At 61.4% G+C, this 13,557-nt stretch carries 12 protein-coding genes; 7 read left to right on the top strand and 5 right to left on the bottom strand.

Annotated features, from left to right (window positions below):
• The first annotated feature begins 48 nt into the window (after positions 1-48).
• From cobU to AKJ29_RS04305, 4 genes are all read left to right on the top strand, one after another.
• Complete coding sequence (cobU, locus tag AKJ29_RS04320) at positions 49-612, top strand: bifunctional adenosylcobinamide kinase/adenosylcobinamide-phosphate guanylyltransferase (RefSeq protein WP_055188249.1); 564 nt, start codon at positions 49-51, stop codon at positions 610-612.
• Positions 609-1,181, top strand: a complete 573-nt coding sequence (locus AKJ29_RS04315; protein ID WP_055189019.1) for a histidine phosphatase family protein — start codon at positions 609-611, stop codon at positions 1,179-1,181. The genes cobU and AKJ29_RS04315 overlap by 4 nt, the downstream gene beginning before the upstream one ends.
• A gap of 67 nt (positions 1,182-1,248) precedes the next feature.
• The gene (locus tag AKJ29_RS04310; protein ID WP_055188247.1) at positions 1,249-2,124 is read left to right on the top strand and encodes a glutathione S-transferase; all 876 of its coding nucleotides are present in this window, start codon (positions 1,249-1,251) and stop codon (positions 2,122-2,124) included.
• A gap of 158 nt (positions 2,125-2,282) precedes the next feature.
• Positions 2,283-3,797 (top strand): YifB family Mg chelatase-like AAA ATPase, encoded by a 1,515-nt coding sequence (locus AKJ29_RS04305; protein ID WP_055188245.1) that lies wholly within the window; start codon positions 2,283-2,285, stop codon positions 3,795-3,797.
• On the opposite strand, the gene AKJ29_RS04300 is transcribed toward AKJ29_RS04305, so the two are convergent.
• From AKJ29_RS04300 to rsmI, 4 genes are all read right to left on the bottom strand, one after another.
• A complete protein-coding gene (locus AKJ29_RS04300) occupies positions 3,767-4,720 on the bottom strand; it encodes an alpha/beta hydrolase fold domain-containing protein (RefSeq protein WP_055188242.1) in 954 nt (317 codons plus the stop codon). The genes AKJ29_RS04305 and AKJ29_RS04300 overlap by 31 nt on opposite strands.
• Positions 4,721-4,736: 16 nt before the next feature.
• Positions 4,737-5,672 carry a glutathione synthase gene (gene gshB / locus AKJ29_RS04295; protein ID WP_055189017.1) on the bottom strand — a complete coding sequence of 312 codons (936 nt, stop codon included), beginning with the start codon at positions 5,670-5,672 and terminating at the stop codon, positions 4,737-4,739.
• A 101-nt stretch (positions 5,673-5,773) separates the two neighbouring features.
• The gene (locus AKJ29_RS04290) at positions 5,774-6,127 is read right to left on the bottom strand and encodes a YraN family protein (protein ID WP_055188240.1); all 354 of its coding nucleotides are present in this window, start codon (positions 6,125-6,127) and stop codon (positions 5,774-5,776) included.
• Positions 6,124-7,071: a 16S rRNA (cytidine(1402)-2'-O)-methyltransferase gene (gene rsmI / locus AKJ29_RS04285; RefSeq protein ID WP_082392507.1), complete on the bottom strand. Its 948-nt coding sequence runs from the start codon at positions 7,069-7,071 to the stop codon at positions 6,124-6,126. The genes AKJ29_RS04290 and rsmI overlap by 4 nt, the downstream gene beginning before the upstream one ends.
• Here rsmI and AKJ29_RS04280 point away from each other — a divergent pair.
• The 3 genes from AKJ29_RS04280 to murJ all read left to right on the top strand — a co-directional run bounded on the left by AKJ29_RS04280 (position 7,070) and on the right by murJ (position 12,626).
• Complete coding sequence (locus AKJ29_RS04280) at positions 7,070-8,245, top strand: penicillin-binding protein activator (protein WP_055188238.1); 1,176 nt, start codon at positions 7,070-7,072, stop codon at positions 8,243-8,245. The two genes, rsmI and AKJ29_RS04280, sit on opposite strands and share 2 nt — an antisense overlap.
• Positions 8,232-11,015, top strand: coding sequence for a [protein-PII] uridylyltransferase (locus AKJ29_RS04275; RefSeq protein WP_055189013.1), 2,784 nt, complete (start codon positions 8,232-8,234; stop codon positions 11,013-11,015). The genes AKJ29_RS04280 and AKJ29_RS04275 overlap by 14 nt, the downstream gene beginning before the upstream one ends.
• Positions 11,016-11,081: 66 nt before the next feature.
• The gene (gene murJ, locus AKJ29_RS04270) at positions 11,082-12,626 is read left to right on the top strand and encodes a murein biosynthesis integral membrane protein MurJ (protein WP_055188236.1); all 1,545 of its coding nucleotides are present in this window, start codon (positions 11,082-11,084) and stop codon (positions 12,624-12,626) included.
• Between the two features lie 107 nt (positions 12,627-12,733).
• Here murJ and AKJ29_RS04265 read toward each other — a convergent pair whose 3' ends face one another.
• Complete coding sequence (locus AKJ29_RS04265; protein ID WP_082392529.1) at positions 12,734-13,462, bottom strand: rhomboid family intramembrane serine protease; 729 nt, start codon at positions 13,460-13,462, stop codon at positions 12,734-12,736.
• Between the last annotated feature and the right edge of the window lie 95 nt (positions 13,463-13,557).

Raw genomic sequence — 13,557 nt, 5'->3', positions numbered from 1 at the left:
CGTCGCATCTCGGCTGGCCCCGGGCCGTCGGGTTTGATATCTGGAGGCATGAGCATCACACTTCCCCCTCTGACCTTGGTATTGGGTGGCGCGGCCTCGGGCAAGTCACACTATGCAGAGCATCTTGTCACGGCAACCGCACGACCAATGGTCTATATTGCCACCGCCCAGGCCTTTGATGGCGAGATGGAGGCGAAGATTGCCCGCCATCAGGACCGGCGCGGGGCGGGCTGGCGCACGATCGAAGCGCCGGGCGACGTGTCGCTGGCCCTCGCCGATGCGAACCACAACGAGGTGGTGCTGTTCGATTGCGCCACCATGTGGCTGTCAAACCAGCTGTTTGCCCAGCCCGATCCGGATCATCCCGACCTGTCCCCGGCCGAGGCGACACTGTTTTCCGCCCTGACCAGCTGCGCCGCCCCCGTGGTGGTGGTCTCGAACGAGGTGGGCGCGGGGATTGTGCCCGAAAACAGGCTTGCCCGCCAGTTTCGCCAGGCCCAGGGAGAGCTAAACCAGCGCCTTGCCGCAAGGTCCGATCTGGTGGTGGGGGTAATGGCCGGCCTCCCCTTTGCCCTCAAAGGGAGCTTGCCCGAGGTGCCCCAATGCCGGTGACAAGCTGGTGGTGGGTGCGCCATGGACCAACCCATGCCAGGAACATGGTGGGATGGCGCGATCTGCCCGCGGACCTATCCGACACCGCAGCGATCCGGCGCCTGTCCGACCACCTTCCATCCGATGCCGCGGTGATCTCATCCGACCTGATCCGGGCGGTTGATACGGCAACCGCCCTGCAGGGGCAGCGACCACGCCTGCCACATGATCGCAACCTGCGCGAATTTGATTTCGGCCTGTGGGACGGGATGCACTGGAGCGATATGTCAGCCCGGGACCCAGAACTGGCCCGTCGCTTCTGGGAAGAGCCCGGTGACGTGGCCGCCCCCGAAGGCGAAAGCTGGAACCAATTGGCGACACGGGTCAGTGGCGTGGTCGCGCAACTGAACGGTCAGCATCGCCATATCATCGCGGTGGCCCATTTCGGCGTGATCCTGACCCAGATCGCCATGGCAGGCCGGATGACCCCCTATCAGGCGCTTAGCCATAAGATTGACAACCTGTCCGCCACACGGCTCGACTGGGACGGAGGCGGCTGGTCTGTGAGCGCCATCAATCACCTGCCCTGATGGGGCCCGTCACAAATCTCCATTTGCGCACGCCACCCGACGCCGCCATGCTGCCCGCATGGACAATATGACTTACGACCTTTTCATTGGCGATCGCAGCTTTTCCAGCTGGTCCCTGCGGGGCTGGCTGATGTTTGATAAATTCGACCTTCCCGTGAACACAACACGGGTAGGGCTTTATTCCGGGACGTTGCAAGATGACCTGGCCCCACTTGCCCCTGCCCGGTTTGTGCCTGCCATGCGTTGCCCCGATGGGGTTGTGGTGGGCGATACGCTGGCAATGGCGGAGACCCTGCATGAGCGCCACCCCGAGGCCGGCCTGTGGCCAGAAGACCCCACGGCACGGGCGCTTGCCCGCTGGATGGTGGCCGAAATGCATTCCGGCTTTGGCGCCCTCAGAACCGACTGCCCGATGCAACTGTTGGGATTGATCACGGATTTCACCGCGTCAGAGACTGTCATGGCTGATCTTGACCGGCTCGAACAGCTCTGGTCACTGACGCGCAACCGCCACGGCGCGGACGGGCCCTGGCTGTTCGGCACGTATTCTCTGGCGGACGTGTTCTTTGCCCCGGTGGCCGCACGGATTGCCGGGTTTGGCCTGTCGGTCGGTGACGAGGCACAGACCTATGTGGATCTCCACCTCACCGATCTGTCCTTCCGCCGCTGGCGGGCCCTCGGATTGACCATCTCCTATGACCCGGTGCCTTATATCGACGGACGCCCACTGGCAGACTGGCCTGGCCCAGCCCCCCGCGCCGCCTGCCCAAGCAAAGGCCCGTCGCTCAACCACCACTGCCCCTACTCGGGCGATCCGGTCACTGATTTTCTGGAGATGGAAGGCAGGATCTGGGGCTTTTGCAATCCGACCTGCCGGGACAAAACCCTGAACGATCCCGAAGCCTGGCCCGCTTTCATGACCATGGTGGCGGAAACCACCTGACTATCTTTTGCTTGCTGAAAATACCTCGGGGTGAGCCTCGAAGAGGCGAGGGGCAGCGCCCCTTGCCCGCTCAATTGCCGTGAAACAGGGGCACGTTAACCTTTTCTTCACCATGATTACGATAGCGTCATTCCAATCTTCTCAGGGTTGGAAACATCATGGTCGCCCACGCCTATACCGTCGCCTTCGAAGGCATTCGCGCCCGCCCGGTTGAGGTGCAATGCGCCCTGACCCCCGGCCTGCCCGGCTTTTCCATCGTCGGCCTGCCCGACAAGGCCGTGTCCGAAGCAAAGGAACGGGTGCGCGCCGCCCTGTCGGCCCTGTCCATCGCCCTGCCCGCCCAGCGCGTCACCATCAACCTCTCTCCCGCCGACCTGCCAAAGATCGGCTCGCATTTCGATCTGCCCATCGCCCTTGCCCTGCTTGCCGCCATCGACATCTTGCCGAAAGAGGAGGTGGCAGGCACCATTTCACTGGGTGAATTGTCGCTCGACGGCGCACTCCTGCCCGTGATTGGCGCCCTCCCCGCGGCCATGGCCGCCGCCGAAGAGGACCGGACACTGATCTGCCCCCGCCCGTGCGGACCGGAAGCGGCCTGGGTTGGTGCCGCCAAAGTTCTGGCCCCCGCCACGCTGACCGCCCTGATCCAGCACTTCACCGGACAATCCCCCCTGCCCCCCTCTGACCCGGGCACATTGCAGACACCGCAGGGCGGCAAGGATCTGCGCGATGTCAGGGGGCAGGCCCGTGCCAAACGCGCGCTCGAGATTGCTGCTGCAGGGCGCCACCACATGCTGATGGTCGGCCCGCCCGGCTCAGGAAAGTCCATGCTGGCTGCGCGCCTGCCCACGATCCTGCCGCCGCTTTCCCCCACCGAAGCCCTGGAAACCTCAATGGTGCATTCGCTTGCGGGCCTGCTGCAGGAAGGGGGTATTTCCCGCACCCGCCCTTATCGTGATCCCCACCACACCGCATCAATGGCCGCCATTGTCGGCGGCGGGCGCGGCGCGGGTCCGGGAGAGGTCAGCCTGGCCCATAACGGCGTCCTGTTTCTGGATGAGTTGCCCGAGTTCAACCGCCAGACGCTGGAAACCCTGCGCCAGCCGATCGAAACCGGAGAGGTCATGGTTGCCCGCGCCAATGCCCATATTACCTACCCGTGCAAATTCCTGCTGATCGCCGCCGCAAACCCCTGCAAATGCGGACAACTGGGCGACGCCAATCTGGCCTGCCCAAGAGCGCCCGGCTGCGGAGATGATTATCTTGGGCGGCTATCAGGGCCGCTTCTGGACCGGTTTGACCTGCGTGTGGACGTGCCACGCGTTGAGATGCAGCATCTGGATCTGCCCCCGGATGGGGAAGGCTCGGCCAATGTTGCAGAGCGCGTCACACGTGCCCGCGCCCTGCAGGAGGAGAGGTATCGCGACCACGCTCAGGTGCGGGTGAATGCAGATATCAGCGGAGATCTTCTCGACCAGGTTGCCCAACCGGATGCAGAGGGGCGCGCGCTTCTGATCCGGGCCGCCGACCGGTTCGGCCTGTCCGCACGCGGCTATCATCGGATCCTGCGCGTGGCACGCACCATTGCCGATCTTGAGGGGAGCGACCAGGTTGCCCGCCACCATGTGGCGGAAGCGGCAAGCTATCGGTTGTCGATTGCCTCAACCTCCTGATCAGCCCGCACAGGGCCCTCCTGAGCCGAGATAAAAGCTTCCACCCGGCGCAGGGCCTCTCGCGCTTCCGGCAGGAGCCGGGAAAAGAACACCCAGACATGGGGCGGATCAGGCCAGAGATCCACGGTGACACGCCCCCCGGCGGCCCTCAATTTTTCCGCCATCCGCAATGTGTCATCGCGCAGGATTTCCGTGTCGGAAACCTGTAGGAACACGGGCGGCAAGGGGGGGCTGAAGCTGGCAAAAAGTGGGGAAATGCGCGGATCTTGCGGGGACATACCTGCAAGGATCCAGTCCGCCACCTGATCCTTGCGGGCGGGCGGCAGCAACGGGTCGCGGGTGGCATTCTCACGCATCGAACCGCCCGAAAAGCTTGCATCCGTAAAAGGTGAAAATGCAAAAACAGACGCAGGAACAATATCTTGCGCGTTAATATGTGCGAGAAGCGCAAGCGCAAGGCCGCCGCCTGCGCTGTCGCCCCCTATGGTGATGTTTTCAGGGGCATATCCTTTTGCAACCAGCCCGTTGAACGCCGCCACCGCATCCTCGAACGCCGCCGGGCCGGGGGCTTCGGGGGCTTTGCGATAGTTGGGGGCGCAAACCTGCAGCCGGGTCAACCGGGCCAGGCGGGCAAGCAGGTGGGTATAGGCTTTGGGGGAGCCGGCAATATACCCCCCACCATGCAGATAGAGCAGCACCCGTTCGGGTTCTGGTGGGTGGGTCTGGGCACGATTTGTGACCCAGAGGCAGGGGATGCCTGCAATCGTCTCTGGCCAACGTTGTGTCTGCGGAGGCGGACGAAACAGAAGCTCTGTTCCGAAATCCAGTGCCCAGCGCACGCGGGTCGGCTGGCCCATCCGACGCAGGACAGGCTTGACGGTCCATCGCAGACTGCGGTTCAGCCAGAGGAGACGGCGGCTCATGTTATGTCCCCGACGATCAGCCGATCCTGGCCTCAATCGCTTGCCAGATCTTTTCAGCCGTGTTGGTGCCGTCGAACCGTTCCAGTTCCTGAATGCCGGTGGGGGAGGTCACGTTGATTTCAGTCAGGTAATCGCCGATCACGTCGATGCCGACGAAAATCTGGCCTTTTTCCCGCAACAACGGGCCGATCGCGGCACAGATTTCGCGGTCGCGCTCGGTCAGGCCGATCTTTTCGGGGCGGCCGCCGACATGCATATTCGAGCGGGTTTCCCCCTCGGCAGGCACACGGTTGATAGCCCCAGCCGGCTCACCATCCACCAGGATAATACGCTTGTCACCATTGGATACATCCGGCAGGAATTTCTGCGCAATCAGCGGTTCGCGATTGATACCGGTGAACAGCTCATGCAACGACGCAAGGTTGCGATCATTGTGGTCAAGACGAAAAACCCCGGCACCGCCGTTTCCGTAAAGGGGTTTCAGGATGATGTCGCCATGCCTGTCCTTGAATGATTTCAACGTCTCGAAGTCACGTGCAATCATCGTGGGCGGTGTCAGGTCAGGAAACTGCAAAACCAACAGTTTTTCCGGATAGTTGCGCACCCAGAAAGGATCATTGACCACCAAGGTCTGCGGATGGATCATATCAAGGATATGGGTGGAGGTGATGTACCCCATGTCGAAAGGAGGATCCTGGCGCAGCCAGACCACATCCCAATCGGCAAGATCGACATCCTCGACCGGCGCCATGGTGACGTGATTGCCATATTCCCGGCGCAATGTGATCCGATGGCCACGGGCCATCACCCGCCCTTCCCGGAAGCTCAGATGGTCCGGGGTATAGAAAAACAACTCATGCCCACGCTTCTGCGCCTCTTCTGCAATGCGAAACGTGCTGTCAGCGTCAATATCCACCCGATCAATCGGGTCCATCTGAAGGGCAACTTTCAATGACATGGGCGGCTCCTTATGCGTTTTGTCCTAAATGGAGCAGCCGCTGCAGGAGATCAATGGGGCGCCCTGCAAATTCCCTTCATCCCGTTGGACCCGGCTTAATAGGCCGAGACGTTTTCGATAATCTTGCGCTCACCGAATTGATTGACCAAGGCCACGTCAATTCGAATTGGTGTCAGCATCCCTTTTGGCTGCTGGGCCACAAATTCACTTGCAGCATTGTAAATCCGAAACAGCTGCCGTTTTGTCAGCCTTTCGGCGGCACGGGCAAAATCCCGGGCCTTCTTCACTTCGATGAAAATGAAACCGTCCCCATCCTTTGCAACCAGATCAATCTCTCCCCCTTTTCCACGCCAGCGGCGCGCAGCGATATCATGCCCCTTTTGCGCATAATCCACACTCACGGCGTTTTCCGCCGCAATCCCCGCCAGATAGGAGGTTTTTCCGCTCATTCCTCACGCTCCAGTTCCAACGCCGCCTGATACACTTTTCGCCGCGGAAGGCCCAAAGCTTCCGTGACAAAAGCGACGGCATCTTTTTTCGACATGTCTTTCATTGCTCTTCTCAAAGCCTGTTCCAGCGTCTCTTCCCCCGGTGTCACGGCGACATGCCCGATGACCAGAACGATCTCACCTTTCAATGTGCGATCCTCAAGTGTTTCGGACAGTTCCTGCACGTTGCCACGCAAGACCTCTTCAAATCGTTTTGTCAGCTCACGGCAGATGGCGGCGGGGCGATGACCCGCTTGAAGAGAACACAAATCCATTAACAGTCGGTTGATCCGTTTGGGGCTTTCGTAAAGGACAATCGTGGCCTCGGTGGTCAGCAGGTCGGACAACCAGGTTTTACGCGCCCCTTTGGCCGCTGGCGGAAAGCCCGCAAAAAGAAACCTGTCGGAGGGAAGCGAGGAAAGGCTAAGCGCCGTCAAAACGGCAGACGCCCCGGGCGCAGCCGTCACCAGCCCTTCGTGCTGGGCCACATCACGCGCCAGCGCATATCCCGGATCGGCAACAAGTGGCGTACCGGCCTCACTGACATAAGCGACCGAGCGCCCCTCTGCGATCAGCTTGCGAATCCCGGCCCGGCCATTTTGCCCGGAATGATCGTGATAGGGGATCATCGGGCGGCCCCTGACCGGAATTCCGTGAATATCCATGAGCTTACGCGCAGTGCGGGTGTCTTCTGCCGCGATCACATCGGCAGAGGCCAGGATATCAAGGGCGCGCAGGGTAATATCGCGGGCATTTCCAATGGGCGTTGCCACCAGGTAAAGGCCTGCATCAAGGGGAGAGATTTCGGGTTTCACACTGGACCTATCGAGCAAGGTGATTATTATGTCGGCGTCTGCAATGGGCGGCGGGACCGTCCAGCTTGTATCCGGGAGAGGATGTTTCATGTTCGCTGTTTTCCAGCGCGCCCGCAAGTCAGCCGGGGTCGCGATTTCAATTGCTTCAGCCATTTTTCTGTCCGCATGTACCATTGATACGTCAAACGGAGGGGGACAGCGGATCAATCCGTCGAAACCTGTGCCGGTGGCTCTGCTGGTGCCTGGGGGATCAGGATCGGCCACGGACACGGTATTGGCCAGTTCGCTGGAGAATGCGGCCCGTCTGGCGATGTCGGAGCTTTCGGGTGTGACCATTGATCTGCGCGTCTACAACACGGCTGGCAACCCGGAACAGGCTGCCCGCGTGGCAATGCAGGCGGTGAATGACGGGGCCAAGATCCTGCTGGGGCCGGTATTTGCGAAAAATGCCAACGCGGCGGGGCTTGCCGTGGCCAGACGGAACGTGAACGTTCTGAGCTTCTCGAACAACCCGTCCATTGCTGGCGGCAATGTCTTTGTGCTGGGCAATACGTTCAACAACACCGCCAACCGGCTGGTGAGCTATGCCAAAACGCAGGGCAAGGGCCGGATCATGGTGGTGCATGGCGATGATGGCGCCGAAACTGACGGCAGCCGCGCCATTCAGAACGCCATCGCTGCAAAAGGGGCGACACTGGCTGGCGTTCGCGGATTTGAGCTGTCGCAGAATGGGATCGTGAACGCGATCCCGGGCATCAGCCGCGAGGTGAAATCCTCGGGGGCGCAATCCCTGTTCCTGACCTCGGGCACCTCTGGCGCCCTGCCTTTCCTTGCCGGCCTGCTGCCCGAAAACGGTGTGGCGGCGGGCAGCGTGCAGCTGATCGGGCTGCAGCGTTGGGACATTCCGGCCAATGCCCTCAGCCTGCCCGGCCTGCAGGGCGGCTGGTTTGCCATTCCCGACCCGGCCCTGAACAATCAGTTCCGCGCCCGCTATCAGGCCAAATACGGCGCGCCCCCGCACCCGATTGCCGGGCTGGCTTATGACGGGATTGCCGCCATTGGTGCCCTGGCCAAATCAGGCAAAGCCAACGCGCTCACCTCAACCGCACTGACACAGGCACAGGGGTTTGCTGGGGTCAACGGCATCTTCCGCCTGCGTGGCGATGGCACCAATGAGCGGGGCCTGGCCGTGGCCCAGATCCAAAACAACCAAGTTGTGGTCATCGACCCTGCGCCGAGAAGTTTTGCCGGTGCTGGTTTCTGAGCCCGCTGCCCTGCCATATGCCCAGACAGATCAGTTGATCTGCCCGCCCGCCGCGATTTTTGACGCGGCGGCGCTGTGGGGGGATCTTGTTCCTGCGCTGAAGGAGGCAAAAGACGATGCAGAGCGGCGCAAGCTGACCGTTGCCGCGCTGCGTATCGCGATGAAGGACGGCAGGAAATCCATTGCGGCGGCGTTGGAAAAAAACCCCTTTGCCGCCTATGCCGCCACCGCCTCTTACGCCCACCTGACCGACGGGATCGTGCGCACCGTGTTCCGCGTGGCCACCGAAGTGCTGCACCGGCTGCAAACCCCCACCGCATCGGAACGTATGGCTGTCTGCGCGGTGGGCGGCTATGGGCGCGGCGAGATGGCGCCGCAATCCGACGTGGATCTGTTGTTCCTGACGCCCTACAAAATCACCGCCTGGGCCGAAAGCGTGATCGAAAGCATGCTTTACATGCTGTGGGACCTGCGCCTGAAAGTGGGCCATTCCGCGCGCACCATCGACGACTGCCTGCGGCTGGGGCGCGAAGATATCACCATCCGCACCGCCCTGCTGGAACAGCGCGCCATCTGTGGCGACGCGGCGCTGGCGGGCGAATTGACCGACCGCCTCTGGTCGGAGCTTTTCAAGGGCACTTTGCCGGAATTCATCGAAGGCAAGCTTGCCGAGCGCGACGCCCGTCACAAGAAACAGGGCGGGCAGCGTTACGTTGTGGAACCCAATGTGAAAGAGGGCAAGGGCGGGCTGCGCGATCTGCAGACGCTTTACTGGGTTGCGAAATATCAGCACCGGGTTGTGGACACGTCCGATCTTGTCGGGCTGGGTGTTTTCACGGAAGAGGAATATGACACGTTTCGCAGCGCGGATGAGTTCCTTTGGGCCACCCGCTGCCAGCTGCACCTTCTGACCGGACGCCCCACCGAACAGATCACCTTTGATCTGCAGGTCGAGATTGCCGAGCGGCTTGGATTTCGGGACAAGGATGGCCGGCGCGGGGTTGAGCATTTCATGCAGACCTATTTCCGCCATGCCACCCAGGTGGGGGAGCTGACCCGCATCTTCCTGACCGCGCTTGAGGCGCAGCACCTGAAGCAGGAGCCCGCCCTGATGCGGTTTCTGAAACGGCGCAAAAAGGTCAAATCCGGGTTTGTTGTCAATCAGGGGCGGCTGGATGTGGCCAAACCCGTCAGCTTCCTGTCCGACAAGCTGAACCTGTTGCGCCTGTTCGAAGAGGGGCTGCGCACCGGTATGCTGATCCATCCGGACGCGATGCGGCTGGTGTCAGCCAACCTGCACCTGATCGACGACGAGATGCGCGCCGACAAGGAAGCGACCCGGATTTTCCTCGACCTGCTGTTGAAACACGGAAACCCTGAACGCGCGTTACGACGCATGAACGAGCTGGGCGTTCTGGCGGCATTCATCCCGGAGTTTGAACCGATCGTGGCGATGATGCAGTTCAACATGTATCATTCCTATACGGTGGACGAGCACACCATTCAGGTGATCTCCAACTTTGCCCGGATCGAACGCCACGAGCTGGAAAACGAGCTGCCGATCAGTTCGGAAATCATCAACAAAGGCGTCAACCGCAAGACGCTGATGGTGGCGATGCTGCTGCATGATATCGGCAAGGGGCGCCCGCAGGACCATTCGGTGCTGGGCGCTCAGATTGCCCGCAAGGTGGCCCCGCGTCTGGGGCTGACCGCCAAGGAATGCGAAACGGTGGAATGGCTGGTGCGCTATCACCTTCTCATGTCCGATATGGCGCAGAAACGCGACATTGCCGACCCACGCACGGTGCGCGACTTTGCCAAGGCGGTGCGGTCGGTCCGGCGCCTGAACCTGCTGACCGTCCTGACCGTCTGCGACATTCGCGGCGTTGGCCCGGACACCTGGAACAACTGGAAAGCCACGCTGATCCGCACCCTTTACAACCAGACCCACCGGGTGCTGGAAGGCGGGATGGAAGAGCTGAGCCGCGAGAACCGTGGCGCCGAAGCCAAACGGGCCCTGCGCGAGGCGCTGTCGGATTGGGATCCAAAGGACCTCAAACGCGAGACCAAACGCCATTATGACGCCTATTGGCAGGGGCTGCATGTCACCGCTCATACGGTGTTTGCCCAGATGCTGCGGGGGATTGGCGATGACGAGGTGCGGGTTGAGCTGGAGCCGGATCACGACCGGGATGTGACCCGGGTCTATTACGTTCTGGCCGATCATCCGGGGATCTTTTCACGCCTTGCCGGCGCCCTGACGCTGGTGGGCGCCAATATCGTGGATGCGCGCACCTATACCTCAAACGATGGCTATGCCACCGCCTGTTTCTGGGTGCAGGATACCGATGGCGGCCCGTTTGACGTCTCGAAAAAAGCGCGGCTGATCAAAATGGTCGACAAGGTGCTGAAAGGCGAGGTCGTGGCAACCGAAGCCATAGCCGGGCGCGACAAGATCAAGAAACGGGAACGCGCCTTCAAGGTGCCCACGACAATCACCTTCGACAATGAGGGGTCCGAGATCTACACGATCATCGAAGTGGATACGCGCGACCGGCCCGGACTGCTGTACGACCTCACCCGGACCCTCGCCAATTCCAACGTCTATATCGCCTCGGCCGTGATCGCGACCTATGGGGAACAGGTGGTCGACAGCTTCTATGTCAAAGACATGTTCGGGCTGAAATTCCACGCGGAAAGCAAGCAGCAAACCCTGGAGAAACGACTGCGCGAGGCGATCGAACGCGCGGCTGAGCGGGCACAATCATGAGACCGGGCATGAAGGTGGGCATCAAGGCGGGCATGAAGACAGGCATGAAACTGGAATGAAACTGGAATGAAACCGATCCGATTGATCTCCGGGGTTCTGACCGTCGGGTTCTGGACCCTGATGAGCCGCGTTCTGGGCCTTGTGCGCGAGGTATTCCTGCTGGCTTATATCGGCCCCGGCCCGGTGCTTGATGCTTTTGTCGCCGCGTTTCGACTGCCCAACATGTTTCGCCGTTTCTTTGCCGAAGGCGCATTTAACGCAGCCTTCGTGCCGATGTTTTCCAAACGCTACGAAGCGGACGATGATCCGGGCGGATTTGCCTCGCAGGCGATGAGCGGGCTTTTGTTTGTGCTGATGCTGCTCACCGGGCTTGCGCTGTTGTTCATGCCTGCGCTGGTCTGGGCGGTTGCCGGTGGGTTTGCCGGAACCGAAAGTTTCGACCTGACGGTTGGCTATGGTCGGGTGATGTTCCCCTATATCCTGTTCATCTCGCTCGCGGCGCTGTGTTCCGGTGTGCTCAATGCCACTGGTCGTTTTGCCGCCGCGGCCGCCGCGCCGGTCTTTCTGAACATCCTGGTGATCGGGGCGATGCTTGCCGGGGCGCTTCTGGGCGGAGAGGTGATCTGGTTGGTGGTCTGGATGGTGCCGGCGGCAGGCATCGTGCAGCTGGCCATCGTCTGGGTGGCAACAGCCCGCGCCGGGATCTCGATCAGGCCCGGCCGCCCGCGCTGGACACCGGAAATGAAAAACCTGGTTGTGGTGGCCATCCCTGCGGCGCTCTCCGGGGGGGTGATGCAGATCAATCTTCTGGTCGGGCAGCAGGTGGCATCGAATTTCGAAAAGGCCGTGGGCTGGCTTTACGCCGCTGACCGGCTTTACCAGCTGCCCCTTGGCGTGGTGGGGATTGCGGTCGGTATCGTGCTGTTGCCGGATCTTGCCCGGCGCCTGAAAGCCGATGATCAGGACGGGGCCCGGGCCGCCTTTTCGCGGGCAGGTGAGATCTCTCTCGCCTTGACCATCCCGGCCGCCGTGGCGCTGATTGTCATGCCCCTGCCGCTTGTTTCCGTCCTGTTTGAGCGCGGACAGACCGGTGCGGATGACACGGCGGCCATTGCGATGGCTGTGGCGATCTACGGGCTCGGCCTGCCCTCATTTGTTTTGCAGAAATTCCTGCAACCGCTGTTTTATGCCCGCGAGGACACCCGAACCCCCTTTCGTTATGCGCTATGGTCGATGGGGGTAAACGCGGTGCTGGCCATCGGGCTGGCCCCGGTGCTTGGCTGGGTTGCCCCGGCGATTGCCACCACGATTGCCGGCTGGTTCATGGCGGTGCTTTTGATGCTGGGCGGTCGGCGTTTTGGCGAGGTCGCCCGGTTTGACGCCCGTTTTCGCCGCCGGATCTGGCGTATTGGCTTTGCCGCGATTGCCATGGGGGGTGTGCTCTGGATGTCCTGCCTTGTGCTCGGCCCTGCCCTTGCTGCGCCCGGCTGGCGGTATCTTGCCTTGCTTATGCTGATTGCGATTGGGATGGTCAGCTACTTCCTTTTCGGACGTATGCTGGGCGCGTTTTACCCACACGAGCTGAAAGCGGCCTTCCGGCGCGGCGGCTGACAGGCTCAAGCAGGGTCAGGGATCCCAATGCGGGTAAGGGGCGTTGCCCCTCGGGCTTCGCCCTCACCCCAGGATATTTTTAACAAGAAAAAAGGGGGGCGGGCGGGTCAGCGCTGCCTCAGGCGCATCAACACGCGCCGCCAGCCACCGGGGCTGACAAGGAACGACAGGCCGAAACCGGCAAAGAAGCCGCCAAGCTCAGCCACCCAGTCGATGCCACCGCCAAACAGAAGGCCAAAGATGAGCTGGATCCCCAGGAGAAAGCCAATCAGGCTGAACGCCTGTATCTGGTTGCCGCCGGTAAGGGCGAGCCTGGTCCAGATCAGGAAAGTATAGGCCCCGATCAGGCCATAGACTGCGGGGTAGCCGCCATAAAGCACAATGGCGCTGTCCCACACCGCCCAATAGGCAAGTGCGCCCGCGATGGAGGATCCAAAGAAAACCGCAAGGAAGGCGGGGGCCGAGAAGACCTCACCCACCATTTTCCCAAGCGCCAGCAGGAAGACCAGCACAAACAGGAGGTGCTGAAAGCTGAGATGCAGGAACGGATAGGTCACGAAGCGGGCGAGATCGCGCAGTGGGAAATCGCCGCGCTCAAGCATCCAGCTGAACAGGGGCGCGCGAAAGCCCCAGTCTTCGATTGCAGAAATACGCCAGCCAAGTGCCTCGGGACCGCCGATAAGACCGGAACTGCCTGCGGCAAACAGGATTTCGATCCCGATCATGAAGACGGTCAGGGCAATCACCACGGGGGGCAGCGGATTTACTGCGGGGCCAGGAGGGGTATCGTGGGGGGGATCGCGCGTCTCGTCGGTTCTCTTCGGGGTCGCATTCATGCTCATCTGCCTTGATCGGTGCTACACAAAGGGGGGCTTCTTGACGTGGCCCTGGAGCATGGGTAAGCGAGGGGGCACGGAAAATCCAGATCCTT

It is taken from the genome of Aliiroseovarius crassostreae (genome assembly GCF_001307765.1).
Lineage (GTDB): Bacteria > Pseudomonadota > Alphaproteobacteria > Rhodobacterales > Rhodobacteraceae > Aliiroseovarius > Aliiroseovarius crassostreae.
The sequence above is the reverse complement of the archived record's forward strand: the minus strand, read 5'-3'. Positions and strand labels throughout refer to the sequence as shown.

Bases quoted from the DNA above. Each gene is read 5' to 3' on its own strand.
- cobU (WP_055188249.1), top strand. From the start codon at position 49: ATGAGCATCACACTTCCCCCTCTGACCTTGGTATTGGGTGGCGCGGCC.
- AKJ29_RS04310 (WP_055188247.1), top strand. From the start codon at position 1,249: ATGACTTACGACCTTTTCATTGGCGATCGCAGCTTTTCCAGCTGGTCC.
- AKJ29_RS04305 (WP_055188245.1), top strand. From the start codon at position 2,283: ATGGTCGCCCACGCCTATACCGTCGCCTTCGAAGGCATTCGCGCCCGC.
- AKJ29_RS04300 (WP_055188242.1), bottom strand. From the start codon at position 4,720: ATGAGCCGCCGTCTCCTCTGGCTGAACCGCAGTCTGCGATGGACCGTC.
- AKJ29_RS04290 (WP_055188240.1), bottom strand. From the start codon at position 6,127: ATGAGCGGAAAAACCTCCTATCTGGCGGGGATTGCGGCGGAAAACGCC.
- AKJ29_RS04280 (WP_055188238.1), top strand. From the start codon at position 7,070: ATGTTCGCTGTTTTCCAGCGCGCCCGCAAGTCAGCCGGGGTCGCGATT.
- rsmI (WP_082392507.1), bottom strand. From the start codon at position 7,071: ATGAAACATCCTCTCCCGGATACAAGCTGGACGGTCCCGCCGCCCATT.
- murJ (WP_055188236.1), top strand. From the start codon at position 11,082: ATGAAACCGATCCGATTGATCTCCGGGGTTCTGACCGTCGGGTTCTGG.
- AKJ29_RS04265 (WP_082392529.1), bottom strand. From the start codon at position 13,462: ATGAATGCGACCCCGAAGAGAACCGACGAGACGCGCGATCCCCCCCAC.